The 26005-nt window shown below is 33.1% G+C and carries 23 protein-coding genes, 3 pseudogenes and 1 riboswitch; of the genes and pseudogenes, 13 read left to right on the plus strand and 13 right to left on the minus strand.

Annotation, left to right across the window (positions count from 1 at the left end):
• Positions 1–117: 117 nt before the first annotated feature.
• From ACN6NE_RS30260 to ACN6NE_RS30270, 3 genes and pseudogenes are all read left to right on the plus strand, one after another.
• Positions 118–315 (plus strand): annotated as a pseudogene (locus tag ACN6NE_RS30260) (MerR family transcriptional regulator); the annotation flags it as partial.
• A 544-nt stretch (positions 316–859) separates the two neighbouring features.
• Positions 860–2476, plus strand: coding sequence for an FAD-dependent monooxygenase (locus ACN6NE_RS30265; RefSeq protein WP_474329218.1), 1617 nt, complete (start codon positions 860–862; stop codon positions 2474–2476).
• A gap of 290 nt (positions 2477–2766) precedes the next feature.
• The gene (locus ACN6NE_RS30270) at positions 2767–3198 is read left to right on the plus strand and encodes a VOC family protein (protein ID WP_474329220.1); all 432 of its coding nucleotides are present in this window, start codon (positions 2767–2769) and stop codon (positions 3196–3198) included.
• Positions 3199–3542: 344 nt separating this feature from the next.
• Here the strand turns inward: ACN6NE_RS30270 and ACN6NE_RS30275 are convergent, their stop codons facing one another.
• Together ACN6NE_RS30275 and ACN6NE_RS30280 are read right to left on the minus strand one after the other, a co-directional pair.
• Entirely contained in the window at positions 3543–3857 is a 315-nt protein-coding gene (locus ACN6NE_RS30275) for a DMT family transporter (protein WP_474329222.1), read from the minus strand.
• Positions 3857–4186 carry a DMT family transporter gene (locus tag ACN6NE_RS30280; RefSeq protein WP_474329224.1) on the minus strand — a complete coding sequence of 110 codons (330 nt, stop codon included), beginning with the start codon at positions 4184–4186 and terminating at the stop codon, positions 3857–3859. Before ACN6NE_RS30280 ends, ACN6NE_RS30275 begins: the two co-directional genes overlap by 1 nt.
• Positions 4187–4480: 294 nt before the next feature.
• On the opposite strand from ACN6NE_RS30280, the pseudogene lepB reads away from it, so the two are divergent.
• Positions 4481–5036 (plus strand): annotated as a pseudogene (gene lepB / locus ACN6NE_RS30285) (signal peptidase I).
• Positions 5037–5174: 138 nt separating this feature from the next.
• Here lepB and ACN6NE_RS30290 read toward each other — a convergent pair.
• Together ACN6NE_RS30290 and ACN6NE_RS30295 are read right to left on the minus strand one after the other, a co-directional pair.
• The gene (locus ACN6NE_RS30290; RefSeq protein WP_474329226.1) at positions 5175–6041 is read right to left on the minus strand and encodes an isocitrate lyase/PEP mutase family protein; all 867 of its coding nucleotides are present in this window, start codon (positions 6039–6041) and stop codon (positions 5175–5177) included.
• A 96-nt stretch (positions 6042–6137) separates the two neighbouring features.
• Positions 6138–6614 carry a DinB family protein gene (locus tag ACN6NE_RS30295; protein ID WP_129703783.1) on the minus strand — a complete coding sequence of 159 codons (477 nt, stop codon included), beginning with the start codon at positions 6612–6614 and terminating at the stop codon, positions 6138–6140.
• 160 nt (positions 6615–6774) lie between these two features.
• Here ACN6NE_RS30295 and ACN6NE_RS30300 point away from each other — a divergent pair, with 160 nt between their 5' ends.
• From ACN6NE_RS30300 to ACN6NE_RS30310, 3 genes are all read left to right on the plus strand, one after another.
• Entirely contained in the window at positions 6775–7686 is a 912-nt protein-coding gene (locus tag ACN6NE_RS30300; RefSeq protein WP_474329228.1) for a DNA-3-methyladenine glycosylase family protein, read from the plus strand.
• A 332-nt stretch (positions 7687–8018) separates the two neighbouring features.
• The gene (locus ACN6NE_RS30305) at positions 8019–9125 is read left to right on the plus strand and encodes a HesA/MoeB/ThiF family protein (RefSeq protein ID WP_474329230.1); all 1107 of its coding nucleotides are present in this window, start codon (positions 8019–8021) and stop codon (positions 9123–9125) included.
• A gap of 17 nt (positions 9126–9142) precedes the next feature.
• On the plus strand, positions 9143–10381 hold the full coding sequence (locus tag ACN6NE_RS30310) for an MFS transporter (protein WP_129703777.1): 1239 nt from the start codon (positions 9143–9145) through the stop codon (positions 10379–10381).
• Positions 10382–11379: 998 nt separating this feature from the next.
• Here the strand turns inward: ACN6NE_RS30310 and ACN6NE_RS30315 are convergent.
• On the minus strand, positions 11380–11808 hold the full coding sequence (locus ACN6NE_RS30315; RefSeq protein WP_474329232.1) for a UPF0715 family protein: 429 nt from the start codon (positions 11806–11808) through the stop codon (positions 11380–11382).
• A gap of 162 nt (positions 11809–11970) precedes the next feature.
• On the opposite strand from ACN6NE_RS30315, the gene ACN6NE_RS30320 reads away from it, so the two are divergent.
• Complete coding sequence (locus ACN6NE_RS30320) at positions 11971–12354, plus strand: hypothetical protein (RefSeq protein WP_442456081.1); 384 nt, start codon at positions 11971–11973, stop codon at positions 12352–12354.
• Between the two features lie 165 nt (positions 12355–12519).
• On the opposite strand, the gene ACN6NE_RS30325 is transcribed toward ACN6NE_RS30320, so the two are convergent.
• Positions 12520–12957 (minus strand): GNAT family N-acetyltransferase, encoded by a 438-nt coding sequence (locus ACN6NE_RS30325; protein ID WP_474329234.1) that lies wholly within the window; start codon positions 12955–12957, stop codon positions 12520–12522.
• Between the two features lie 200 nt (positions 12958–13157).
• On the opposite strand from ACN6NE_RS30325, the gene ACN6NE_RS30330 reads away from it, so the two are divergent.
• The 4 genes from ACN6NE_RS30330 (at position 13158) to ACN6NE_RS30345 (ending at position 17441) form a co-directional block, all read left to right on the plus strand.
• The gene (locus ACN6NE_RS30330; RefSeq protein WP_474329236.1) at positions 13158–14762 is read left to right on the plus strand and encodes a putative polysaccharide biosynthesis protein; all 1605 of its coding nucleotides are present in this window, start codon (positions 13158–13160) and stop codon (positions 14760–14762) included.
• A 27-nt stretch (positions 14763–14789) separates the two neighbouring features.
• Complete coding sequence (locus ACN6NE_RS30335) at positions 14790–15179, plus strand: hypothetical protein (protein WP_474329238.1); 390 nt, start codon at positions 14790–14792, stop codon at positions 15177–15179.
• Positions 15180–16278: 1099 nt separating this feature from the next.
• Positions 16279–16878: a nitroreductase family protein gene (locus ACN6NE_RS30340; protein WP_474329240.1), complete on the plus strand. Its 600-nt coding sequence runs from the start codon at positions 16279–16281 to the stop codon at positions 16876–16878.
• A gap of 362 nt (positions 16879–17240) precedes the next feature.
• Positions 17241–17441: a cold-shock protein gene (locus tag ACN6NE_RS30345; protein ID WP_088568367.1), complete on the plus strand. Its 201-nt coding sequence runs from the start codon at positions 17241–17243 to the stop codon at positions 17439–17441.
• A gap of 553 nt (positions 17442–17994) precedes the next feature.
• Here the strand turns inward: ACN6NE_RS30345 and ACN6NE_RS30350 are convergent.
• Complete coding sequence (locus tag ACN6NE_RS30350) at positions 17995–18690, minus strand: AbrB/MazE/SpoVT family DNA-binding domain-containing protein (RefSeq protein WP_474329242.1); 696 nt, start codon at positions 18688–18690, stop codon at positions 17995–17997.
• Positions 18691–18945: 255 nt separating this feature from the next.
• On the opposite strand from ACN6NE_RS30350, the gene ACN6NE_RS30355 reads away from it, so the two are divergent.
• The gene (locus ACN6NE_RS30355) at positions 18946–19050 is read left to right on the plus strand and encodes an anti-repressor SinI family protein (RefSeq protein WP_474329244.1); all 105 of its coding nucleotides are present in this window, start codon (positions 18946–18948) and stop codon (positions 19048–19050) included.
• Positions 19051–19122: 72 nt separating this feature from the next.
• Here ACN6NE_RS30355 and ACN6NE_RS30360 read toward each other — a convergent pair whose 3' ends face one another.
• The 6 genes and pseudogenes from ACN6NE_RS30360 to ACN6NE_RS30385 form a co-directional block, all read right to left on the minus strand.
• Positions 19123–19284: an anti-repressor SinI family protein gene (locus ACN6NE_RS30360; RefSeq protein ID WP_474329284.1), complete on the minus strand. Its 162-nt coding sequence runs from the start codon at positions 19282–19284 to the stop codon at positions 19123–19125.
• Positions 19265–19349, minus strand: a riboswitch (cyclic di-GMP riboswitch). It overlaps the preceding gene by 20 nt.
• Before the next feature lie 140 nt (positions 19350–19489).
• A pseudogene (locus tag ACN6NE_RS30365) lies at positions 19490–19606 on the minus strand (RNA polymerase sigma factor); the annotation flags it as partial.
• Positions 19607–19661: 55 nt separating this feature from the next.
• On the minus strand, positions 19662–20039 hold the full coding sequence (locus ACN6NE_RS30370) for a hypothetical protein (RefSeq protein WP_129703642.1): 378 nt from the start codon (positions 20037–20039) through the stop codon (positions 19662–19664).
• A gap of 17 nt (positions 20040–20056) precedes the next feature.
• Positions 20057–21241, minus strand: coding sequence for an Alp7A family actin-like protein (locus ACN6NE_RS30375; RefSeq protein ID WP_053488689.1), 1185 nt, complete (start codon positions 21239–21241; stop codon positions 20057–20059).
• 598 nt (positions 21242–21839) lie between these two features.
• Positions 21840–23090, minus strand: a complete 1251-nt coding sequence (locus ACN6NE_RS30380) for an MFS transporter (RefSeq protein WP_474329247.1) — start codon at positions 23088–23090, stop codon at positions 21840–21842.
• 395 nt (positions 23091–23485) lie between these two features.
• The gene (locus ACN6NE_RS30385; RefSeq protein WP_474329249.1) at positions 23486–24148 is read right to left on the minus strand and encodes a sigma-70 family RNA polymerase sigma factor; all 663 of its coding nucleotides are present in this window, start codon (positions 24146–24148) and stop codon (positions 23486–23488) included.
• Positions 24149–26005 lie beyond the last annotated feature (1857 nt).

Consider the following 26005-nt stretch of genomic DNA (forward strand, 5'->3'; position numbering starts at 1 on the left):
TTAATGAACTTCATTTCTATATACAATCCAAAAGTTAATAACATATATACTGATAAAGAATGGAAATAGGAGAGGATATTCTTGACTAAAAATCATTCATATTTAGATGAGAAAGTTATGACTATAAAAATAGTTACTGAAATGACAGGTTTATCAGTAAGACAAGTTCGTTATTATGAAGAGCGAGAGCTTATTTTTCCAAAACGAAACTCTTCAGGTACCCGAATGTATTCCTTTTCCGACATTGAAAGGTTGATGGACATTGCAGAAAAAATTGAAGATGGCGTTCGAACAAGAGAAATGCGTAAGGGTTTATTCTAAAAGAGGTGAATTTGATTTGTTCTTTTAGTCTTTGTCCATGTTTACTCCATCCGTATCATCAATATTCACTAGATTATTTATATACAAATTTTTTTATAAGTGTATATTATGCATCCCATTATCATTTAGCCTAAATAGAAAGATTGATGTATTAATGGTGTATAAAAATTTACATACCCAGGAAAAAGAGTCTTTGGTGGAACTCCCCTCCGATAAGGACTCTTTTTTGTATGTATTTCTGAAAGCCGTTTTATGTGAACTTCACGTGTATAGAATATACGGACACAAACAGTAAGATAATACAGAATGGAATACATATATAAAGTAAGGCAGTGTCTCTTGTTCCAATTAACATTAATAAGTATTCTTTTAAAAAGTTATAGCAAAAAAAAAACGCCCCTTATTTGGGGCGTACTCTATTATAATTATAAAACATAACCTAAAAACAGTCTACAATTTCATTTTTCTTTATATTATAGTTTGATTACTGAATTCAGTAAGGCCCATGGGTACATTCAAAATTGAAAGGAAAATTTCTATGATACACAAACATGTTCCTGTTCTAATAGTAGGTGGAGGTCTTAGTGGACTTACCTCTGCTCTCTTTTTGGCACGTCATAACGTTGATTATTTACTCATTGAAAAACACACTGGTACAGCTATCCATCCAAAAGCCGGAGGGATTACATTTCGTACGATGGAAATATTTCGACAACTTGGATTGGAGTCAGCTATCCGTACTGCTAGTGAACCATTAGATAATATTCGCGGAAGGATGGCTGTAGAGACTATCAAAAGCATAGACCCTGAGAAATTAGAAGCTGCGGAGAACTCCCAAAAGGCTCTTGAAAAAGAGAGAATAGAAAATTTGGAAAAGGTGAGCCCTTCAAAGCCAGCATCTTGTTATCAAATGAAACTAGAACCTATCCTTCTACAAGCTGCTAAAGAAGGAAAAGGGCATATAAGCTATAATACTGAACTTATAGAGTATCAACAAGACGATTTAAGAGTAACAGCCACTATAATAAATCGAGAGACAGGAACGAAAGAAAAGATTCGAAGTGATTATTTAGTTGCGGCAGATGGCGCTAAAAGCACAATTCGTCAACATACAAAAATTCCAACTACAGGAAGAGGAGTCATCGGCGGACATTATATTAACATCTATTTTCAGGCTGATCTAAGTCGCTTTCTAAAAGCTAGCCAGTTTGGCTGGATTCAAATCCTAAATCCAGAAGTATTTGGTGCGCTCATCACCGTTAACAATTGCGATGAATGGGTTTACCACGTGGCCTATAATTCCTCAAATGGAGAAAGTCCGGAAGATTTTTCTGAAGAGCGATGCTGTGAGATTATAAAAAAAGCTATAGGAGTTTCAAATCTTGATATTGTCATCTTCAGTATTTTACCTTGGGCAGCTGCAGAACAGACAGCCACTGGTTTTCAAGATAATCGAGTCTTTCTAATTGGAGACGCAGCGCATCTTATGCCTCCTGCCGGAGGGTTTGGTTCGAATACAGGTATTCAAGATGCTCATAATTTAGCTTGGAAGTTGGCTGCAGTGATACACAAACAAGCCCATCCACGATTGCTTCAAACTTATCATGATGAAAGATACTATGCAGCAGAAGTCACAACGGAATATGCAAGTGATTTATTATTCAGTGTTATTAAGAAAGGTGTAAGCAATCTCAATAATATGGATCATCTTGCAGTTACTGTAGGATATAAATATAACTCAACAGCCATTATTGAGGAAAACTCCGATACAACACATAGAATGGATCAATTAGAGCTAAACGGAAGACCAGGTACACGTGCTCCACATATGTGGTTGAAGTATCAAGGTAAGCATGTTTCTACCTTAGATCTAATAGGCGAAAATTTCGTCTTATTTACGGGAGAAGATAATAGCCTTTTGTGCACTGCTGTCCAAAATGTATCTTCTCACTTAGGTCTATCTATTAATGTTTATGGGATCGGTCCACGAGGGGATTGTATCGAGTGTGAGGGTAGCTGGGAAGCATTATATGATGTTACCTCCCAAGGAGCTGTATTGATAAGACCAGACGGTTTTGTAGCATGGCGTACAAAAGAGAGAGTATCAAATCCTTATCTAATCCTTAAACAGGTCATGACTAGCATACTATGGTAAATAAACTAATACGAATGCGATTAGTTTAAAATTGGATAAAAATTAAATAATAAAAATAAAAAATCTTAAAAGGCATGCGCTTTAACACGGATGCCTTTTAAATGTGGTTGCATAAAAATCTCAAATTATATGACAACAATTTTTTCTTAGTAAACTAACTGTGCAGGATAACTTCATAAATTTGTTGTATAAATATGTAGCAGCGTTACGACGAAAAAGAACATACATTCTGTTATTGGTCAGCTATGATTTACTAAAATCTAAATTGAATTTTAAAAGAGGTGTCTTTCATGATTTTAGGAATTTATCCTTATTTAGTTATGAATGGTAATGGACAAGAAGCTGTTAAATTTTATGAGGAAGCATTGGATGCAAAAGTCATTGGGGTCCAAACTTTCGGAGATATGCCTGATAATCCAGAATATCCTATTCCTGTGGAAGCAAAAAATCGTGTACTTAATGCACATTTAAAAGTTGGTGATACGGATTTAATGCTTTCTGATACATTCCCAGGTCAACCATGCCCAATTGGATCACAAGTGACAGTAACCGTCACCGTAGACAGCGTAGAAAAATCAAAAGAGGTGTTCAAAAAACTAAAAGTAGGTGGTCAAGTAGAAATGCCACTTCAAGAAACTTTCTGGAGTCCATCATATGGACAAGTAACAGATAAATTCGGTGTTCCCTGGCAAATTTCAACACAAGTTACTGATAATAATTAATTGATGAAAAGATGCTTTTTTAACTAAATTAAATACCTTATTGAATTAAAGTGGCATTAGTTCAATAAGGTACATCTAAATATAATCAAATTTCATTTTAAATTAGCATGGATTCTAGTATAAATAAAGGTTTTTTTATACAGGTATTTCGTGCATTTGAATCAGGAAAGTTTTTATAAGAATTCTTATTATCTTAAGATTTTTGGCTGTGATCCAGAAAATAACATTATGTAGAATAAAAAAACAATTAGAAATTTATTCAGTTCAAATTGGTTTTTTTATTTTATAAGCAATCTTCAAATGAGATAAAATATTGAATTTCATTATAAAATCTACCTTAATGATTAACTAGCCATTTTTAGCCCAATAACTCCTATGAGGATACAACAAAGAGATATAAGTTGGTAAATACCTAATTTTTCTTTAAACCATAAGATGCCTGTTAAAGTAATCCCTACACTCCCAACACCTGTCCATACTCCATAAGCGACCCCAGCAGGAAGTACGCGCATAGCATGAGATAAACAATAAAAAGAAAAAGCGAAACCAATAACCATAACGAACAATGGACCCTTCTTTTTGAGACCATCCATATACTTCATTGCAATTGTAGCAATAACTTCTTCAATACCGGCTAATATTAATAATGCCCAAGCCATTATTGTTCACCCCTGCTCCCATTTTCGTTAGTAAATGTTTTCATTCCGACAATTCCTGTTAGTAAAATTAATAAAAAGATGATTTGTGTAATAGAGAAAGGCTCACCTAAGTAGACCCCCATAAGATAAGTCCCTGCCGTTCCGATGCCTACAAATACTGTATAGGCGGCAGCAACTGGAATCTTTTTATATGAATAAATTAGTAGAATAAAACTTATTAAAATTAAAATAAAGGTGATAATCCATTCTAAAAGTGTATTGGCATACTTAAGACCTGAAGCCCACAAAACTTCTAAAATCCCAGCAATGATAACCAATAACCATTTCATTTTCCTCACTCCCTAAAAATGACTGACTGTCATTCATTATATTTCATCTTCAAGAAACTGTCAAAAGGAAATTGATGATAATATTTCACCATTTTTCAGTAGTTTGAATGATAATTAATATTTAAAATAAATAAAAATAGAACTTTTGTGCCAAGGGTTCTTCTTTATTTGATTCCTAGAGACGACATTATGGTAACTAGCATACATTATGTTTTAACTGTTAAATTAAAGAATAATTTCTATATATTGTGTTATAATTTTAAACATGTATTAAAGTTATAGAGGAGTTTTCAATTGAAACGTAAAGAGATTTTTTCATGGATTAAGTCAATTATTATTGCTTGTATTTTAGCTTTTGTTGTAAGAGAGTACATACTTGCCCCTATAGTAGTGGACGGTGAGTCAATGATGCCAACTCTAAAAAAACGATGAACATATTATTCTTAATGAAGTGGGTAAAAATAAGGCAAATAATATAAAAAGATTTGATATTGTTGTTTTTCATGCTACAAAGGAAAAAGATTATATTAAAAGGGTAATTGGTTTACCTGGTGATCATATAGAATATCGTAATGATACGCTATATGTAAACGGTAAAAAATATGAGGAACCTTATTTAAATCAATACAAAAAGGAAATGGTAACAGGTCCATTAACTGAGGATTTTAAACTTGAACAGTATACAGGCAGTAAAACAGTTCCAGAAGGCCAATTGTTTGTCATGGGAGACAATAGAATGTATAGCTTAGATAGTAGATCCCCTAAGGTCGGGACAATTTCAGTAGATAAAATTGTAGGAAAAGCTAAATTAGCTTATTGGCCTTTGAAAGAAGTTCAATGGATAAAGTAAAGTCTTTAAAAGTTCCCTGATAAGTGGGAACTTCTTTTGGTGCCTAAAAGCTGTTTTATGGTAACTGTTTAAATATAGTTCAAACAGCAAAAGAACTACCGTATATTTCAGTAGTCCTATCAGTTCTATAAAGGCAAGCTAAATATAATTTGATAAATTATATTTAGGAGTCCCAATTAGTTCTGTTATCGCATTATAACTCATATTATCATTCATTAATCGTTGAAAATTATTATCATAAAGGATATCTTCAGTAATTCTTTGTAACAATGTAGCAGTTGCTCTAAAAGGGGCGGATCCAGTACTTATTCTTTCTATACCAACTTTTGATAATGTATTAAGAGAAGGTAAGTTTGGCCCAGACAAAAGGTTAATGGGACAAGATAGTTCTTGTCGAACTTTTTTAATGGATTCTATGTCATATAGTCCAGGAATAAAAATACAATCTGCTCCAGCCTTTTGATATGCTTTTCCCCTATTAAGGGCTTCTTGAAGTCTTAGATCCGGATTTCCTATATTTAACCAATACAAATCAGTGCGCGCATTAATAAATAATGGGGCTTTTAGTGATTTGGATAGTAATCTAATTTCAGATATTTTTTCTATTTGCAATGAAACATCTAAAATAGGACTATCTAAATCTCCTGTCCCATCTTCTAGGTTTATACCAATTCCTCCTGCTAAAATAATTTGTCTTGCATTATCTACCACTTCATTAGTAGACCTTCCATAGCCAGACTCTAGGTCTATACTAACAGGAATATTGACTGAATTAATAATTCTCTTAACAGCTCCTAACATTTGTTCAAAAGGAATTTTTTCACCATCAGTATATCCTAAAGACATTGCTATGCCGGCACTGGTTGTTGCAATAGCTGGAAACCCATTTTTCTCAAAAATTTTAGCACTGATAACGTCCCAAGCATTAGGCAATACAAAAGTATAGGGTCTTTTGTGAAGTTGTTGAAACGTCTGAAATTTAAGTAACTGCTTTTCATTATTCACAATGGTTCTTCCCCCTTTAAGTAAACAACTTTATGGCTTTGTATGAGCGTTCTTTAGAGCAGAGAAAAATAAAACAAAGGGAGATTAATCAGAAAATTAATCCCATATTATAGGACGTTTAACTTTTGCAGTTCTTAAATAATCTAAAAGTTGTCCTGTATGTACTGATTCATGATAAGCAACTCGTAACAACATGTCCCCTAACTCTCGAATATACCCCATCTCCGATCGGTCTATTTTTATCTCTGTTAGCTGCTTTTCATTAAGAAGTCCTAAAAACTCTATAAATTTTTCCCTATATGGTTGAGCAAACTTTAATGCTTCTTCAACAGAACTAAATGTTACTAGCTTATAAGGATTATGCTCCTCTGTTAGAGAAAGGTTAAGGGGTTTTTCTAACATTTGATGATAGAGGTATTCTCCTTCAAGAACATGATGTATCATCTCCCTACATGACATTGCTTCTGGATCAGGGCGCCAGTCTAACCTATCTTGAGGTATTGACATCCATACTTCTATACTTCGACGTCTCACTTCTTCAAAGTTTAGTAAAATAATACTCATCGCATCTATTTTTGCTCACTCCTTTAGTTTTACTATAAATATAACATATCCAAAGTATTACAATGAAAAATATGGATGGTTTTATAAATATTATCTGTTTATTTAGATTAATCATTAATTTTTTAAGAAAGCCTGTTAATATAGATTTATTAAAAATTAGGAGGAACTTATGAGACAAAAAATAATTAGAATTAATAAACCAAGCATATATAATTTTAATTTAATTTTAAGGTACATAAAAAACTCGCCCTCTTTTGTAATCGAGAAGGTTATTGAAAACACATATTGTAGAGCTTTTGTAATAGGGGGAAGAACGTACCTAGTAATAGTTAGGGACGAAGGAATCGATAGTAAGTACTTGGAAGTTAAAGTTATTGGTGAAGAAGTTAAAAATAATCAGGTTCAACTAGTAAAGGAGAAAATCATCACAATATTTTGTTTGGAACAAGATATAGACAAAGCTCAAAAGTTTATAGCTAATGAATCTAAGATAGGAAAATTAATAAAAATGTACGAAGGGTTTAGACCTGTTTTATTAGGAAGTGTCTACGAATCCACTATATGGGCAATCATCGGTCAACAAATTAGTGCCAAAGTTGCTCATAAGATTAAAAAGAGTTTGTTAGAAAAAACAGGAGCTAAAATAATAATTAATAACTGTGAATATTATACAGATTTATGCCCCTACAAGGTGATGAAGTTAAATATAAACCAACTTCGTGACCTAAAGCTAAGTCAAAGGAAAGCTGAATATATTCATGAAATAACTAAAGCCATTATAGATGAGGAGCTAGATTTAAGTTGCTTATATTTATTAGATCGTGAAGAGGGTTGTAGCTATTTAATGAAACATAGAGGTATAGGAAAATGGACGGCAGAGTCAATACTAATGAGAGGTATAGGACGTCAAGACATTCTACCCGCAGGAGATTTAATTATACGTAAAGTAGTAGGAGAGATGTATGAGTATAATGAATTATTAACAGAATCACAAGTTAGAAAAATATCTACTCAATGGAAAACCGCGGAAACCTGGATTACTCATCTATGCTGGTTTTACATGCAAGAAAAAATATTATAAATGGAATATTTGTAGGGTTAAAATAAATGAAAAAAAGTATAATTTACCTGTTTTTGTTTTAATATTGTAAAAAATGTATTTAATTGTTGAAAATGCCTTTTTAATGCAATATTATAAATATATCTTTTAAGAAATGGAGGTGTTAGTTATGAAGGTAAAAGTTAAGAAAACAACTAATAAAGCTGCGGTATTAAACGGTATTCCAGGCTAAGACGCTATAATTATGTAAACTACTTACTTATTGTTTAAACTTCAAGTCTGTAAATATAGGGAACTATCATATGATAGTTCCCTATTTCAATAATTAAGAGAAATGGAGTGAGATATAGAAAATGAAACCTAAGTTCAAAGAGACAATTCCTGTATTTTTTATAAATGATGAAATCCATATTGGTGAAGAAGATGGAGTAGCAGGAGTTATTGAAGATCCCAGTGGAAGTATTAAGTATTTAATTTCTCTTATCAACGGAAAAAATTCTATAGAAGAAATAATACATTTAGTCCAAAAAAAGTATCCAAACATAAAAGAAAATGAGGTATTGGAAGGGATAAAGGCATTAGATACAGAGAAATATTTAGAAGATAATTCTTTAAACCCTCAATCTATAGGAGATTATGAACTCGAAAGATACAAAGCAAACCTTAATTACTTTTCGCTTTTTACGTCTTTAGAGGACAATAAGTACAATGTGCAAGAAACTATCATAAATACTAAGGTTGCTTTGCTCGGAATTGGAGGTTTAGGTAGCCAAATACTATATCATCTAGCTGCATTAGGTTTTCATAACATTAATGCATTGGATTTTGATACTTTGGAATTAAGCAATTTTAATAGACAGTTGTTATATTCTGAAAAAGATATTAATAAGTTAAAAACGGAATTAGCAAAGGAAAGAATATCGAGCTTTAATCCGAATGTTAATTTAAACGTTACTAATAAGCGTATAGAATGTGCTGAAGATGTAATGGCACATATTGAAGGTAGTGATTATGTAATTTGTGTAGCCGATAAACCAACCCTTCATATACAGGATTGGGTAAATGAAGCAGTAGTGAAGTTAGGAAAGCCGTTGGTTTCAGGTGGAGTCCTAAACACAAGGGGCAGATTTTATTCTATGTTACCAGGAAAAACTGGGTGTGTAGAGTGTCACAAACAAACCATAATTGAAAGTGATGTTGTAGTTAATAAGCAACTTGACAGTATGCATCAAATAAATTTTCAACGAAATAATGCTGCGATTAGTCCTAATGTAGCTATGTTGGCTGGTGCTATTGTAAATGAATTTTTTGGGTTGGTAACAGGTATTCAAACTCCAACATCATTAGGGAAAATGATGGAATTGAATTTCCTTACATATCAAACTTACCCTATTTCAGAGTGGAATAAGAAAGAGGATTGTCCAGTTTGCCATTCCGCACCTGTAACAGTAGGTAAATAATTATAATGGGAGGGTAAATGTTGAAATCTTATGAAGTACTAAAGAACAGAGATTTTTTATGCTTATTTTTAAGTGCCACAACAAGTAAGTTGGGCACGTCTTTTTTTCAAATCGCACTGCCTTTATTAGTATATGATTTGACTAAATCACCAAGTTTAATGGCATTAACATTTGTTTTAGAAATTACGCCTCAAGTATTATTTAGTTTATTAGGTGGAGCCTTAGCTGACCGTATAAGTAAGAAATACATTTTATTAATAGGTGATATTTTATCAGCCATTTTAATTATTATCATACCTCTTGCAGCTTCAATAAACGTTTTAGATATATGGATTGTATATGTGGTAGCTTTTTTAATATCAGCTGTCAGTGCATTTTATCATCCAAGTTTTGAATCAGTCATACCAGAAATTTTAGAAGGTGAAAATTTAATACAGGGTAACTCTTTATTCAAGTTATCAGAGACAATTACAACCTTTGCAGGCCCTTCAATAGCAGGCATTTTAATTGCTTTGGTTGGAACTCATAACTTATTATATTTTAATTTTTTCACGTATTTTCTTTCTGGAATATTCATTGGCTTAATAACTAAGAAATATAAAAGCCAGAATCCAGTTAATAGTTCTATAATGAATTCAATAGCTGAAGGAGTTAAATACGTTATAAATACTAAAAAGATTTTGATAGGGACTATTCTCATATTCTTAATTAATGTGGGTTATGGTGCTATGGAAGCTTTATTTATGTTTCATCTAAAGGATAATTTACATTTATCGGCACAGTATATTGGTTTAATATTTTCCCTACAAACCTTAGGGTCATTTGTAGCAATTTATGCTGCAAATAAACTAAATAAATTACCACGAGGAAATATAATTATCTATTGTGGTGTGATAATAGGTTTAGGGCAAACTATCCTTACTTTTTCAAACACTGCAGTTATTTTGTTAATACTCTGTAGAATTGTAATTGTCGGTTCTGTAACATTATTAGCAATTAATTGGTTTACCCTTAGGCAAGAGATTGTGCCATCAGCCTTATTGGGAAGAGTAATTAGCTCAACTCGTATGTTAGCTTTTTTGGCTTTACCGATTAGTGGAATGTTAGCAGGTGTTGCAGCTGAATATATTAGCGTCTCTTTAATTTTTATTTCAGCAGGCATCCTAACGATTGTGGCGTCTTTAATCGGCATTAAGACTTCTCTATTTGAGACCCAACAATCTATAGATCAACCTATTAATAGTAGCAACAAGTAGATAATTACTTGGGTTGACTTGAAACATATTGATATTTAGTGTATTCTTCTATAAGAACTTCATACTTGGAGTTTAAACAATAAGTAAGAACCCCTTTAACATATGGTTAATAGGGGTTTTTAATTTTTAATCCAAATATGTATCTGATATATAAGCAAAAATCTTTTTTATACCGAAAATACGTTTTATGGTGCGACAAGAAGTCGCTTTTATATAGTGTGGCTTACGCCACTGGTTTAGACGCAAAAACTATCCCCGTCCAAAACTGCGGGTCTGGTAACGGGCTCGTGGGTTGCATGCGGAAATGCGGAAACAGAGAGTCAGTGCACGACTCGGAACACTGCTAGGGGAAGATGAGTATGGTGAACATTAGTGAAGGTTTGTAAGCTTCGTAAGTGTTAGCTCAGGATAGTGCACAGCTTTGCCTGGGTATTGGCAAGAGGAAAAGCAGATTCATAATGCTGCTGTGACGCGTCCCGTATCTTGCCCGGAGTAAAGAACCCACCTAACCTCGTCGTATCTATAAGATGCGGAACTTGGTAAGCCCTTTGTCATCTGTGTAAACAGTAGGATGACTGCAAAGTCAAACAATGTGGCAGAGGGTAAAGGATATGAGAGAAAGCAAATGCCATTATCTCGAAAGAGAACAGGAAAGCAGGAAACTGTATAACTGGATGGATACTATCGTCCTTACGAACAAGCCCATGATAGGCCCGAAAGGGAGCTGACTTCTCATTGGTCTCTCGTAGGAACATAAGGTTGTGGCTATCTTCTGACGAAAGAAACGTACTGTTATGTATACCTCCAGTTGGAGCGTCGGCGTACGTTTTACTTACCGATGTGGTGTGTGATGAGGATACGACAGCAAATGGACCTGCAATGGGAGGCTTGAGCCGTATGAGTTGAAAGGCTCACGTACGGTTCTTAGGGGAGTCAGGGGCAGTGATGCCCCTCGCTTACCCGACTAAATTAGTTAATTAATGAGTCAGCTTTAATTTTTAATAATAAGGATATTCGTATTTTTGCATAATGACAGAATCCCACAACCAGTATATAATCCCTGCACCGATTGCCCATACAATCATCCTCCTAGGATTAACTATTGGTGTAGACCACCCTCCCTCAAGTTTATAAGAAACATAAAGAAAAACGATTGCCACGACACAATATATTAGTAAATAAAAGATATTAAACCTTTTCGGCCACTTATTTAGAAGAAACTGCAAGGGTACTGCAGCAATAGAGTAAGGAATGAGTGTAACAAATGGAATAATGAAACATGCAATAATAGCTCTATAACTCGGTTCGATGATTACCATGAATATAGCATAAGAAACACTAGAACAAATGACTGTTAATATATGATAAGGAAAAAAATCTTTAAATGTCAATGATTGAGCACGCCCTTCTTCTCTATAGTCAAGCACGTACTGTTACTATAATCCATGAATGAAAAGGAAACAATTATTTAAGGGGAATTATTTCTGGTAACAGCCATTATGTTAATTAATTTTGTATATGGTATACATCCAAAAAATGGAATGTGTTACCATTAGAAATGATCTTTTATTGTGTAGGAGGATTTAAAATTGAAAAGAAATTTTTTGTTTTTAGGATTTATATCTATTCTTTTATTAGTATTGTCTAGTTGTGGTAGTAAGGAAGAAAGCGTGCGTTTTGAAGGAGAAGGAAATCATTGGAAAGCTTTATATCTTTTAAATAAAGGAGAGAATACTGAAAATGGGCAAGGCAGTATCATCTATAAAGGAAAAGATAAAGACAAATTAGGAAAAGTTTCTTACGTTGTTGAAGGGGAAATAAGCAAATTATCAGGTACAGATAATAAGACAGAAGGAAAAATTAATTTAAATGGAGGTTGCAGTGGATGTGCGACTCAAAGCAGCAAAGTTCCTTATCACGTGACAATAAAATGGGATGGTAAAGAAGATAAATTTGATTTAAAAGCAAAGTAAAGATCCTTCCTAGAAATGGTTTTATGTTAACTGGAATATATGATCCATATGCTAACCATATTAGATAAAAATAAATGTTAAGAGCTCTTCGAGAAAGAAGGACACCTCAAAAATCCTGTTTCATTCCTAAGAAAATAAACAGGATTTTCGAGTGAGAATTGGTCGTTAAACAATGGGAATGTATTTCTTAAAACCTTTACTAATCGTTCCATCGTAACCATTTTTAGTGAAGAATTTATGTGCTTCTGTTCTGGCTACGCTACTTAATAAGACAATTCGTGTGGATTCCCTTCCAATTGATACTTTTTCTACATGTTTTAATAACTTCTCCCCTATCCCTTTTCCCCTGTAACCTTCACCCACAATTACATATTCTACAATTGTATAAGGTCTAAACTCATATCCCGGATCAAGACAGAAAGTTATAAATATACTTCCTTTAATAACATGATCTTCCTCATACACAAATAAGAAATTATTATAGTCTTTTCTTATTTGTTCAACCCTTTCTGGTAAAACCTTGAGATTTTTACTATGAGGCGCTAATTTTTTATATAGCTTCTCAATTACACTACTGTCTTTTGGCTCAGCTTCACGAATCATGTAATTACCTATCTTTCTATTATTAATTTATCTTGTCACTACATTACCATTAAATTCCTTATTATGTAAATACACTAATGAATTACACTATGTTGAAATTAGGCATACGTTTGGGTTTATTTTCAAAATATAAATTTAAATATTTACTAATTTATGTAATAATTGTATATGTTTATTTCATAAATTAGGAGAATTTTTACATGGACACTAAATTCATTCGAGGCACGTTCTTTTTAACTGCTTCCACCCTCATTTCTAAGATATTAGGTTTTATCTACATCATTCCCTTTACGGCATTAGTAGGTAATTCGGGCTATGCATTATATAAGTACGCCTATGGCCCCTACACATTAATGTTGAGCATTTCTACAATGGGTCTCCCACTTGCTGTTTCCAAATTTGTATCAAAGTACAATGGAATAGGAAATTATCGTGCAGGACAAGATTTATTAAAGTTTGGACTTTATCTCATGATTTTTACAGGGGTGTTATCCAGCATTATTCTATATTCACTTGCACCCTTTTTGGCAGAAATGGTCATAAGTAAACATGATTCAACAGGAAATAAACTAGAAGACGTTATATACGTGATTAGGTTAGTAAGTTTTGCTCTTTTAATTGTCCCACCAATGAGTCTCTTACGAGGGTACTTTCAAGGAAATCAATCTATGGGACCGTCTGCTCTAAGTACGATTTTAGAACAAGTGGTAAGAGTAATCTTTATTGTCCTGGGTGCTTATATTGTTATTAAATTTGGTCATAGTGTAACTGAAGCTGTAGGCATTGGCACGTTTGGAGCATTTGTGGGTGCCATAGCTGGTCTAGGTTTTCTAACACTCATTTATCGTAAGCGCCGAAGCTTAATTAAAAAGCAAGTAACAGACAGCGATTTTAATCAAAGAATTAAGCCTTTACCAATGTTTAAAGAGTTAATTAGCTATGCTATCCCCTTTGTCCTTGTTGGATTAGCGATACCTATTTATCAAAACATTGATACATTTACGATTAACGTATTATTCCAATCTATAGGGTACAAACAAGATCAAGCTGAGAGTATTAATTCAGTAATTGGTCTTGCTCAGATATTAGTTATGGTCCCTGTATCTCTAGCCACTGCATTTGGAATGTCTTTGCTTCCAGGCATTACTTCTTCTTACGTAAAAGGCAATTTAAAAGAAGTTAAAGAAAAGATGAATAAAACATTTCAAATTTTAATGTTCTTTACGTTACCTGCAGCCATTGGTCTATGTTTACTAGGAAAGCCTATTTATATCATGATCTTTGGTATAAAAAATAGTCCAGTTTTAGGTGGCCTTATACTTCAATGGTACGCTCTAATGGCCATCTTATTTGCTTTATTTACAGTAACTGCTTCTATTCTTCAAGGTATTAACCAACAGAAGAAAGTGATTATCGGCATGTTTTTAGGAATTGTTATTAAACTTATTTTAAACTTTATTTTGCTTACTAACTTTAAAGAAATTGGTCCTGTTCTTGCTACATACGGAGGATACATGGTTTCGGTTTTATATAATTTCTACCTCATAAAAAAAGCAATTAATTACAAGCTGTTCCCTTTAGTACGAGCACTTGCTTTACCTGTCTCATTGGTAATCGTGATGTCAATAGTCGTATTAATAGCAAACTATCTTGTAACGAATTATTTAGCAGCGAAACTTAGTATGTATCATTTAGCTATTACTACATCTCTATTCTGTGTCTCTATGGGGGGAATTGTATATATAGGAATGGGTATGAAAACGAAAGCATTAAGAGAGGTTTTAGTAAGAAGAAAGAATGCATAAACAAGCATCTCTGAAAGGAACGAAATAATGGATAAAATAAAAAAGATTTTGGTATTATTTTTAGCTATCCTTATATCAACCGTTATCGTACTCTCCGTTATCTTTATTAACTGGGAACATATCTTTGGTGACACCAGACCTATAGCAAATGCTAAAGCGATGTACCAATTAGAATTTAAAGATAAGGATATAGCTGAAACAACAGATGTTGATAATAATATTATGTATATAGTACCTAAAGGACATTTAGATACGTACATCGAAATGATGAAAGAGAAAGGGTACTCCTTAACAGAAAAAGATGATAAACATCACACACTTTTATTAAAAAAAGGAAATAATTTTACAGAAATCTCTTATAAAGGGCTTACTTCTAGATATACTTTAATAAGTAGCCCATTCCTAAAGGAAGTTTAAAGTCTTATTACTAGAAGTTATAAGAAGTGGCAACTTAGTATAAAAAGTTGTCACTTTTTATTTTCGATAATTAACCTTACATATAATAAAAAAGAATCCTTTGCGAGTATGTAAAGGATTTTCAAATTTATTGGAATAGGGGGAATACGTTATTAGTTTAGCCAGATTTGTAGATTCATATACATATATCCTTAAAAATAAATATTATTGTTGTGTTTGTTATTTAAAAATAACCTTATCTTCGTTTTATTATTTGTTAAGTAAATACTAAAGTACTTTTTGTATTATTAAAGTTTTACTATTTACACTTATTGACGACAAATATAGGCTTTTTCTACAAGATATGTAATAGGTAACGCTATTTTAAATAAAATACGTTAACTATTACTTTTATTAATAACTTTAAATTAAACTTACATAAAAACTGTTATATCTTTTAGTTATATATATTATTTATCATAATACTATATAATTTATATATACAAATAGAATAACTTTCTATTTGTCGTCACTATAAAAATAATGACTAAAGAAAAAATTTTACTTTTAGAAAAAACAATGGGTATGTTTTGGGGGAATAAAGTTTATAAAATTAAGCAAACTAATCTAGAGGTCAATTTATGATTTCAAGAACAACTTCTAATTACTCACTTTTCGCAGAAGAAACTACTGGAGCATGGTCAGGAGTTTCTTCTGTTTTTTTGATATATTAGGTTATATAACTTTTGGTAACATAAAGCACTTTATCGAAAAGGGCAAATTAGTATAAAAGAATGTTGATTTTCAATAATAGCTCTAACTAATAAAGACTACATTTTTTTAAAGGAATCTTTCCTCAATATGTAGAATTAATAGCCGAGCATTCGTCTTTTATAAATCATGAGAAAAAAGTACAATCAACCGATCTTCCTAAGAACTTCAATCTAGGGATATTCAGATTGAAAAATTGTTATTTTTACATATTATATCGGCGAATCATTTGAAGGTAATAAAAGAGTATGAAAAGTAGGGAAAGAACGGAATTTTACAAGGAAGTAATGTATAGGTTTCCTTGAAAATTTTAATTCCGGCATACTACGTTACAGGGGGAATTATCATAATGTCAAAAGATTTTTATTCCGTTTTAAAAGAAAGACGCTCTTATTATGGGATCAATAAGGATGTACAAGTATCTGATGAAAGAATTAAGGAAATTGTGGAGTTTGCTGTAAAATACACTCCATCTGCATTTAACTCACAAACGGCACGTCTTGTCGTATTGACAGGTAAATCACATGATGAGTTATGGAATATTACTACGGATACCTTGCGAAAAGTAATGGGGGATAGAGATTTTACTGGAACTCAACAAAAAATGGATTCATTTAAGAGTGGTTACGGGACTGTATTATTTTTCGAAGATGAGGCAGGAGTAAAAAGTCTTCAAAAACAGTTTCCTTCATACGCGGATAACTTTCCAATCTGGTCAAACCAAGCATCTGGAATGCATCAATTAGTAATATGGGCTGCATTAGAATCAGAAGGTTTGGGGGCATCACTACAACACTATAACCCACTTATTGATGAGGAAGTTAAAAAGGAGTGGAATATTCCTTCTAACTGGAAGTTAATTGCCCAAATGCCCTTTGGTAATCCAACTTTACAGCCAGGTGAGAAAGAATTTCAGCCTATTGAAAATCGTGTAAAATTCTACAGCTGAAATTGAAACAAAGAACTTTTGAAGACCCTAGTTGCAACTATTAAACCTCTAGGTTTTTCTTTTTGATTAAACGAAACAAAAAAATAGCTTTCAACATATAAATGATGAAAGCGAAAGATAGTCTGATACAAGTGATTACTTATATTTTATCAAACATACGTTCGGTTGTCAATTAATAGAGAACAAGGTAAGGCAGGGCATCAACATCGCTATCCTTTAGCCGTCTAATAGAAAGAATAATTTTGTAGAATTAGTCAATGTAATAATTCAAGTTTAAAATATCTTTATTCAGATAATATAATAAATAAGCTAGATTTAATTCATCATCTAGTTTATTTTCTATATCGTAGGAGGAAGTAAAAATGGAACATGGTAAAGTGAAATGGTTTAATGCTGAAAAAGGTTTCGGGTTTATCGAACGTGAAAATGGAGAAGATGTGTTTGTTCACTTCTCAGCTATCCAAGGGGAAGGCTTTAAGTCCCTGGATGAGGGACAAGAAGTGAGTTTCGATATTGAACAAGGACAACGTGGTCCACAGGCGACAAATGTAAATAAAGCGTAAGAATCTATAGTGAAGACCTACTGATGTATTGTATTCCCTATCAGTAGGTCTTTCTGTTTTCCCCTGATCTACTCCACATAATGCAACCATTAAAAAGGTAAGAACTGTCATTGATTTCATAAAAATTGTTCTTCATAAAAACTCTCCTCTTTTTTATATTTTTATAGGAAACGAAAAAAGCACCTTCTAATTAGAAAGATGCTTTTTCATCACAATCATTTATAAATAAAAACCTAGTTAAGGGACGCTTTTAACATACAGTGAAACACTCTCTAACGAAATTAACTTTTGTTTTGCGTATGATTGCCCATTCGATGCAAATTTCAGCACTTTAGAGAAATGCTCATTTCCCTACTTGTATTGGTTCTCATTGAAAAAGCCAACTTATTTAATAAGAGTATTGTTCTCAACTGTCTCTTTGATAAAAACAGGGATGTTATTATAAATAATAAAGTAGGTTTCCTTCTATTACAAAATTATTAGTAACCTGAATTCAACTATAAAAGAAAACATCCATTTCTTCTGGATATAAGTGTTTAACTCGTATTTCGTTCTAAGTAGCTTTCTTTATAACTAACTTATCTCCTTCTATTTTAACTTCCAAAACGTCACCGTTATTGACGTTTAAATAATTCCTTAGCTTTTTAGGGATGTTTAAGTATTTATCTTTGTTTACTACGCGCGATTGCCCAGTAAAGAAAAGATTTCCTTCTGTAAAAAACTCATATCGGTGTTTTTTTGCAACAATGGTGCCTTGGTCTTTAGTAAAAAACTGTAATTGCATACTTACTTCTAGATTAAATGATTCCAATAAAAAATTAGGAAGCCTTATCTTCCCTTCTTTTATTTTAAGTAAAGATAACCTATTTAATTCAGGTTCTATAGGCTCTTTTATTAGACCTGGGGATTTATTCTGTTTTCTTTTTTTGTAGAAAATAATATTCTTGTTAATTAATTTCACTCCTATTTTTTCACATAAATTCATATCATGTATTTCACGGAGTATCTTTGGAATTACAATATAGCCTAAATGATCGATAGTTCTAATTAAATTGTTCAACTTCATTTTTTTCTCTAAAAATACCGGTGAAGCTTCAATCTGCTTCATAATAAAATAATTTTTGTAGGTGAAGAATTGTATTGTAGCAGATGGCTGGATATTAACATGCTTTAAAAACAGAGGTGGTATCTTTACCCTCCCCATATTATCAATTATTAAGTATTCTTTAAGTGATTCGTCCTCTTTCATTAATAAAAATCCTTTCAAATGTACTTCATAAATAAAGGTTAACTTTGAATGTACCCACCATTTATTTTTTATGCCTTTATTAGCATACCTATGTTATTAAATCTTGATTTTTTATAAACTAAATAAACAGAGGGAATTCCAAATGTATTATTAATAAGAAAATAATAGGTTAAAAGTAATATTTTTAACATTATGGGTTATATTACAAATTAATTTGTTTTATAATAGGACAAGTTGTAGAGGAGGAATATTGCAATGAATAATTTAAACCATGATACTACCCTTCCCCAGGAATGGCTAGCTTTAGTTAAAGAAGCGATGAATTCCACCATTACTCCAGAGGAATTTAAGGAGTTTTGAATAGAAAATCTCAAGAATTAAATGACTATAAACAACATTAATTATAATTAATGTTGTTTATGGTTAAAGTGTTTATTTGCTTTCTAAGAACTTCTTAATTTCCTCAATGGTTAATCCCAATTCTCTAGCTTCCTTTATAAGTTTGACCCATTCTTGACTTAGTTCTTGTGCTACTAATTGTCCTTTACTGTCTATAAAAATTACCTCCAGATATTCAGGGGGCTCAGCTGCCATAGCCACTTGACCTTAGACCTGTAGCTTTGCGTCCTAGTCTTTCAACTAGTTTGCCTTTATCTCAATATGTAAATTTATAAATATCTTACTATATAATGGGTGTCGAATTATGTAAAAATAAGTATTATCATTTATTTTTTAAAACCCTTTATAACCTATTACTAATTAATATAAATAGCATTATAAAAAATAAATAAATATCCAGCTAATCACTACCTTGCTTCGCATACATCTTTCTCAATAAAGATTTTGCTCGATGAAGCCTCGCCTTAACTGTTCCCACGCTAATATTTAAGGAAGTAGCAATCTCATTGTAAGGTAAATCTTTAAAATAAAAACAGAAAAAACCACTAGTATGTTTCTAGTGGCTTTACTGTTTAAAAATCGTTATATTCTTCTAAGTCGTCATCGTCTAATGAGCCAGATATATTTTCTAAATCTGCAATCTTTCCTTCTTTCAGTTGGGGAACCTTTGAAGGCTCTTCTTCTTTGAAGGAATCGCTTCCTACAAAACCTGTTGTTTTTGCTAATGCCTTTAAATCAGCTAATTCATTCTTGATATGTTCAAACATTTCGTAGGTTTTTTTGTCTTCAATTGCTTTTCTTCCTGTAGATGAATCATCTAGATCACGCAGAATTAAAGATGAAATATAATCCCCTAACTTGCGGGATTTTGCATATTTAGCTAGTTTATTATAAACTTCATCACTCAATCGATTTGTCTTAATCGTAAACGCATTTTGACGCTCTGACATCCCCATCACCTACGTTGTTAGGATTTAACGGCTTTCTTCTCTGCTGCTTGCTTCTTTTGAACGTAACCAATACTACGAATCTCTAAGCCAAATAAATTTAAATGGCGGCTATCTTGGGGAACCTTATGATACTTCTCCGTACGTTCTTCTCCAATTTTGTCACGCATACTATTCATGATAGCGACTTCTAAAGTAGGAGCTACCCCGCCGCAGTATACATACTTACGCAGTTTATTTGCTGGTGGTGGTGCGACATCATTTAATTTAGCCAATAAGATTTCCACATATTCTCGTAGTGAAGATTTGATTGTGCTTGTTAAATCAATGGATTCGCCTGTATTCTCGTTTTTCAATACAAACTTTTGCTTACTGTAGTTATCAAGAATAAATTGATCAAAGGCACGTAAGTCTGTAAATAATTCTAGGAATTTCTCTTTGCGCAATTTATCAATATGCGCTAAATACGGAATTCCTTCAATGCTCTGGAACGATTCACGGCTATTGGCAGCCTTCAACCCTTCAGGTAGAATAACCACATCAATGGAACCTCCACCAATATCCACCATGACCGTTTCACATTCTACATACTCATTCGCATCTTCACGATCTTGAAGTGTTAAGTCTTTTTTTAACGCAAAACGTGCACTTTCTCCCTCTTTTAAGCATGCACTTTCTTCTACTACTACCTTTAAGGTATTTTCAAATCCAGGTGTATGCACAGTAAACGAATGGTCGCCTAAAAAGCGATTAGCCATGGCTTTTTGAGCTGCCCCAAATGTGCTCTCTTTCTTAAGTAGCCAGATTGGTAACATGGTAGAAAAATAGTCAATTTCAATTGTATTGTCTTTTTTATTTTTCGCATGTAACGCATGGTAATACGCAATGGCAGCTAAAAAAGTGATGTATGGAATATGACTTGTAATTTTATTATGTAATTTATTAATGTGATTATTAGCTAGCAATTGACTAGCTGCAATGTCACCTACTAAGAAATAACGCTCTTTCTCTTCGCCCTCAATGGTTGTAGAAAGTAAAATGCGCTTCTTAAATTCTTCTGGAGCTGTAACCGCATCTGTGAAAAAGGAGTCGGCTGCTTCTTTTTGAAGTTCAACTACATTCGTTGGAAAATCAAATAGATATCCATCCATAATGTTCATATCAACAGAGTTACCGCAGTCTTTATTAAAACGTGAAATTTTCATTTATAAACACCTCATCTTTTAAGTTGAACTTATATTCAACTTATTGTACTTGATATAGGATAAATATTCAATATGTGGGAGCAACTAAGTTATCTACAAAACATTACATCTATCAACAATTATTCAAATTAAGTAGAACTTGTATCTATAAACAATATTCAGACTCAATACCTTATTTGCCTTACTTTATAGCTTCAACATAAAAAGAGCCTGCATCAAAAATGACGCAGGCTCCCCTCTCTTGCTAAAAATAATTCTCATGTTCATTTGCCCATGTGAGGCCCTTTCGTTACGTATAACGGTTCATAACGAGAGTACCATTCGTTAAATCACAATACCTACTTGTCAATTGGGATAATACATTTGCTGAAGTCGCTGTTACGTCTTTCAAAACCGAACCAGTCCCTTCATTAAGCTAAGTATTTAACCTTTCACAGTATTCAATTCTACATGATATTGATACTGTACTATATGTGTACCACGTCTTTTAGAATTAAAACATAACGTATTTTATTCTATTTCCTTTGGTTGTACTTTTACAACGAAAATGCTTTGTTTTTCATTATAGGTATTTAGATAAGCATTCATAACTAATTTTTTACTCTCCTAATTCTATACCTTCCTGCTTTGTCTCCTCTTTTAGATTATATAGAGGTAATATAAAAAGCAAACCTATAATAAACAAGACTGCTGCTGCTTCAAATATGGCAACTAATGAAAACTGCTCTTTTAGAATACCAGCTACACTCATCGTCAATACCATGGCTCCTGTAAAAAGAGGGCTTAGAATCCCATTGACCCTGCCAATAAAAGCAGCCTCTGTTCTCTGTAAGATCATCGTATTGATGCCAATCTGAATACACGGTAACATGAGACCATTTAGAAACTGAGCTCCCAGCGTCAGCCATAGGTTTACTGATAATCCCATTATGGCAAACCCAATTGCATTACCAACCATTCCAAATGCCAGCAGCCTTTGCGGCGCTACTGTTTTGGCAAAAATCATTACTACTGCTCCGCCTAAGATCATACCAATTCCATTAGCTGTAAGTAACCACTGGAGATTTTCTTTTGCTAAGCCCAACTGCTCTGTTACAAGGAAAATTGAAAGAGGCTGAATAAACCCTATTCCTAGTCCAGCTGCTAAAAAGCATAGACCTAACAGGCTCAACTCTTTCTTCCCTAAAACATACTTAATACCACTTTTCATTTCACTTAGCAGTGATGTAGTTCCATTCTCTTCTTCCATCTTTCGATCAGAAGGTAGAAAAGTGAGCGCTGCTGCTGAAAGTAAAAAGGCTGTACCTGTGATCGCAATGGAGAGATTTATACCAAAGGCTTGAAAGGAAAATGTTCCTAGTATTGGTCCTAGAACCATGAATATCGCAAAGACCGTTTGATAGACTGACATCCCTACCTGCATTTGCTCCTCCGGTAAATGCATTTTAAACAGTTTCATCCCTGAAGGCTGAGAGAATTGGGAAAGGATTGCAGAGATTAAAGTTGCGAAAAATACTACGTGCCAAGATCCAAGTATAAGCGTGATAAGCACAGCAAATACAGATATTGCACTTAAAATATCACACCACACCATAGTACGTTTTGGACGCCAACGATCTGCAAATGTTCCGCCAATAAAGGAGAAAATAAAAATTGGTGCAAATTCTGCTACAGATATTAAAGATACTGCAAATGGGTCTCCGTGTGTCTTCTCCATTATGAAAAGAAGTACAGCAAAATTCCTAACCCATATCCCTATTTGTAAGAATAACCCAGAGATAATAATAGCTTGAAAAACACGATTTCCAAACAACTTGGTTGAATGGTTTACGGGTAATTTCTCTTCCAAAGCAAAAAACCTCCTGCGTATTTTCTGAACAGGGGGAAGTACAGTACAACAATATTGGCATGACATTCCGAAAGAAAGGAATACAATGATCAATTTGATTTGTATGTAAAAGTACAGTCTAATCCTATTCAGAAAAAAACAATCGTATTATTTAACGAATTTTTTCTTAGAAAATAGGATTAATTAATCATTGTTTCATGTCCACCCTTCCTTTTTTTACTAGTATTAGGATAATTTATTATTTGTAATAAATCAACGCTTTTCGAACCCGAAATTTCTACAAAATATTCGTTTCACTCATCATCAATCTATTAAAAATAAATAACTATTTTTTGGGCAGGTTTCTTCTATTAGGTATTAAAGAGAGATAGCTTACAGTAAATTATCTACGTCTGTCAGGATGATTGCTGTAAATACAGATATTGCATTTGATGCTTCATTTTTTTCTTAATTCGGTAAAGCGCATTATCTACTGTTTTTTGAGAAAGATGTAGGTTCTGAGAGATTTGCATATATGTTTGACCCTTCCTATATAGAGCGAATACATCTTTTTCAATAGGTGACAGTATTTCTTGTAAAATCTGTTCCCTTTCTCTTTTATTTTCTTTTTCCACGGTAGCTTGTTCGGGGCTTACAGTACGTGGATGAGGAAGCATCTCCATAAGAATCAAATCATCTTCCAATCGCTTTGAATTCTTAGGTATGTTTAAAGAGAGGGCATTATTTAAGGGGGAATGTTTTTGACGAGCACTTGCCTTTATAGCTGTAATAAGTTGACGTGTAATGCATAGATCAGCAAATCCCCTAAATGAACTCATCCCTTCTGTTTTAAAATCGCGAACAGCTTTATATAATCCTAGCCTTGCTTCTTGTAAGAGATCTTCTCGATCTCCTCCTAGTAGGAAGTATCTTTTTACCTTTAAACAGATCAAATACTCATATTTATTTATGAGCACGTTGAAAACATCTTCGTCACCTTTTTGAAATGCTTGAACAATCTCTTCATCATTTAGGTTCATCTTTTCTTCTCTTATTTCTACACCTGCTACCCTGTTCATCTGAGTTCCTCCTCGTGTCTTATGCCTTCTATGTACTTTACATTATAAAAAAGAAAAGGCATAAAAAATGTCGAAAAAACAAAGAGTAGAAAGAATATTTAGGGAGAAAGAAGGGAGACATTACCTCAAACCTTATATCATGTATATGCCCTTTATAATATAGACTATTTTTAACCTTGTTTACGACTTTAAAAAAGCTAACAGGTGTTTTCTCCCACGCTTTACCCGTCGCCATTGAATCCAGAGTTTCAATATAGTCATTGTGCAAATAAGCAAGGTTGTTGGAGTACTTATTAATAATAATTAAATCTTAATTCGTTGGTTTGCTTGCTACTTCTTCCCTTCTTCTACCTTTCCAATATGAAAAAAGAAGACTCCTTATCCTTCATTTCGCCTCCAAACTTTTGCTTTTTTTAGCGTTCCATTTCTTATCCTGCATTTCTTTTGTTGTAGAATGTGCTCCATTATTCCGTGTAAAAAATTACGTAAACCCATTTTATAATTTCTATTTTTCTCCTTTGTCATCATCTTTTATCTCTCTCAGTATCTCCCCCCTTTGCAGGACGACTTTTAAAGAAATCTTGGCAGGAAATCCCTTTGTTCTTTTTCTATTTCATCTATTTTTTCAACGGAAATTGGATCTATATTTTATAAAAACATATCCATGATAATCGTTCCTTACCTGTAAAGTGTGGTTCCATACTACAAAAGAGAGAAGAGCATAAGGGGTTTTTGCTATCACACGGGGTGATAGGCTAGGCAGAGCCTAGCAAAACCGTGATATCAAAGAAAATCGCTTAATGTCCCCTTCGCGTCCCCTTTTTTTGGTGTACGTCCCTTTTATGTCCCCCTTTAAAACCTCAATGTCCTCTTTATGTCCCTCTGTTTCGGAGCCATGTCCCCTTTGCGTCCCCCTGTGTTTTTTCACTTCATGGCTAAATCTTGTTGCTTTTCACTTAATTTATGGATCTTTACTTGTAGACTTTTTTGGTCACCCTCATAGACCTGAATGCTTTAATCATTAGATTGAATTGCATCTTTTTTATCACAATCTTTGATTCTATCTCGGCTTTTCCATAGCCTTTCATTTTCTTTTTTATGAAATCTTTTTCTAAACCATGTGAACATGAAAAAAATAAATATCGACTTCCTGTGAGGGTGTATTTTTTAGAACGGTAATCATTTATAAAATGAAAATTGATTCATTAATGATGAAAAAGCACGCGTAAATCACTCTTATGATAAGCAAAAAGAAATGACGGTTTTGACCATGAACGTGCGAAAGAAGTTAAAAAAAGATCGTTTGCTTCTGTCTTATTTTTAAAAAAATACTTCAAAATGGAGTGACCCTTGAGGGGACATTTATCAACTATGAAGGGTCGATGAAGGGGCCTATGGCACAAATGTTGCGATCATTGAAGGTGTGGTGAAGGTACTGTCCTTCAATTTGAGGGTGCGCTGAGGGGGTTCCTTGAAGATTTTGCATGATATCATGGTTTTGCTAGGCTCTGCCTAGCCTATCACACTCTGTGATAGCAAAAACCCCTTATGCTCTTCTCTCTATTTTTTAAAGGGCACCAGCATTTTGGGGATTTTAAATAAAATATAAAAAAGTAAAATAAGAACTGTTGATCTTACTACTGTTAAAAATTCGATGAGGAAGTAAAGAAATTCGAACAATCATGACAGCTATTTTTAAAAATCAGATTCGTAAATTAGCTATTTTTAATCGATAATTCGACTGGGAAGGACACCTTGAAATTTTAATTAAGATCGACATCAATATGATGGAATGTTGTGCAATTTCTAGGACAATCTCCAACCTCAGACTTCAACAAAAGAGCAGCTTCTACACGA

It is taken from the genome of Priestia sp. 53B2 (assembly GCF_056099005.1).

What these genes read in the sequence shown, in the direction of transcription:
- ACN6NE_RS30345 (WP_088568367.1), top strand. Translation starts at nt 17,241, where the DNA reads ATGGAACATGGTAAAGTGAAATGGTTTAATGCTGAAAAAGGTTTCGGG.
- ACN6NE_RS30355 (WP_474329244.1), top strand. Translation starts at nt 18,946, where the DNA reads ATGAATAATTTAAACCATGATACTACCCTTCCCCAGGAATGGCTAGCT.
- ACN6NE_RS30340 (WP_474329240.1), top strand. Translation starts at nt 16,279, where the DNA reads ATGTCAAAAGATTTTTATTCCGTTTTAAAAGAAAGACGCTCTTATTAT.
- ACN6NE_RS30310 (WP_129703777.1), top strand. Translation starts at nt 9,143, where the DNA reads ATGTTGAAATCTTATGAAGTACTAAAGAACAGAGATTTTTTATGCTTA.
- ACN6NE_RS30330 (WP_474329236.1), top strand. Translation starts at nt 13,158, where the DNA reads ATGGACACTAAATTCATTCGAGGCACGTTCTTTTTAACTGCTTCCACC.
- ACN6NE_RS30265 (WP_474329218.1), top strand. Translation starts at nt 860, where the DNA reads ATGATACACAAACATGTTCCTGTTCTAATAGTAGGTGGAGGTCTTAGT.
- ACN6NE_RS30350 (WP_474329242.1), bottom strand. Translation starts at nt 18,690, where the DNA reads ATGAAAGAGGACGAATCACTTAAAGAATACTTAATAATTGATAATATG.
- ACN6NE_RS30325 (WP_474329234.1), bottom strand. Translation starts at nt 12,957, where the DNA reads ATGATTCGTGAAGCTGAGCCAAAAGACAGTAGTGTAATTGAGAAGCTA.
- ACN6NE_RS30280 (WP_474329224.1), bottom strand. Translation starts at nt 4,186, where the DNA reads ATGAAATGGTTATTGGTTATCATTGCTGGGATTTTAGAAGTTTTGTGG.
- ACN6NE_RS30370 (WP_129703642.1), bottom strand. Translation starts at nt 20,039, where the DNA reads ATGTCAGAGCGTCAAAATGCGTTTACGATTAAGACAAATCGATTGAGT.
- ACN6NE_RS30375 (WP_053488689.1), bottom strand. Translation starts at nt 21,241, where the DNA reads ATGAAAATTTCACGTTTTAATAAAGACTGCGGTAACTCTGTTGATATG.
- ACN6NE_RS30385 (WP_474329249.1), bottom strand. Translation starts at nt 24,148, where the DNA reads ATGAACAGGGTAGCAGGTGTAGAAATAAGAGAAGAAAAGATGAACCTA.
- ACN6NE_RS30270 (WP_474329220.1), top strand. Translation starts at nt 2,767, where the DNA reads ATGATTTTAGGAATTTATCCTTATTTAGTTATGAATGGTAATGGACAA.
- ACN6NE_RS30305 (WP_474329230.1), top strand. Translation starts at nt 8,019, where the DNA reads ATGAAACCTAAGTTCAAAGAGACAATTCCTGTATTTTTTATAAATGAT.
- ACN6NE_RS30360 (WP_474329284.1), bottom strand. Translation starts at nt 19,284, where the DNA reads ATGGCAGCTGAGCCCCCTGAATATCTGGAGGTAATTTTTATAGACAGT.
- ACN6NE_RS30335 (WP_474329238.1), top strand. Translation starts at nt 14,790, where the DNA reads ATGGATAAAATAAAAAAGATTTTGGTATTATTTTTAGCTATCCTTATA.
- ACN6NE_RS30300 (WP_474329228.1), top strand. Translation starts at nt 6,775, where the DNA reads ATGAGACAAAAAATAATTAGAATTAATAAACCAAGCATATATAATTTT.
- ACN6NE_RS30275 (WP_474329222.1), bottom strand. Translation starts at nt 3,857, where the DNA reads ATGGCTTGGGCATTATTAATATTAGCCGGTATTGAAGAAGTTATTGCT.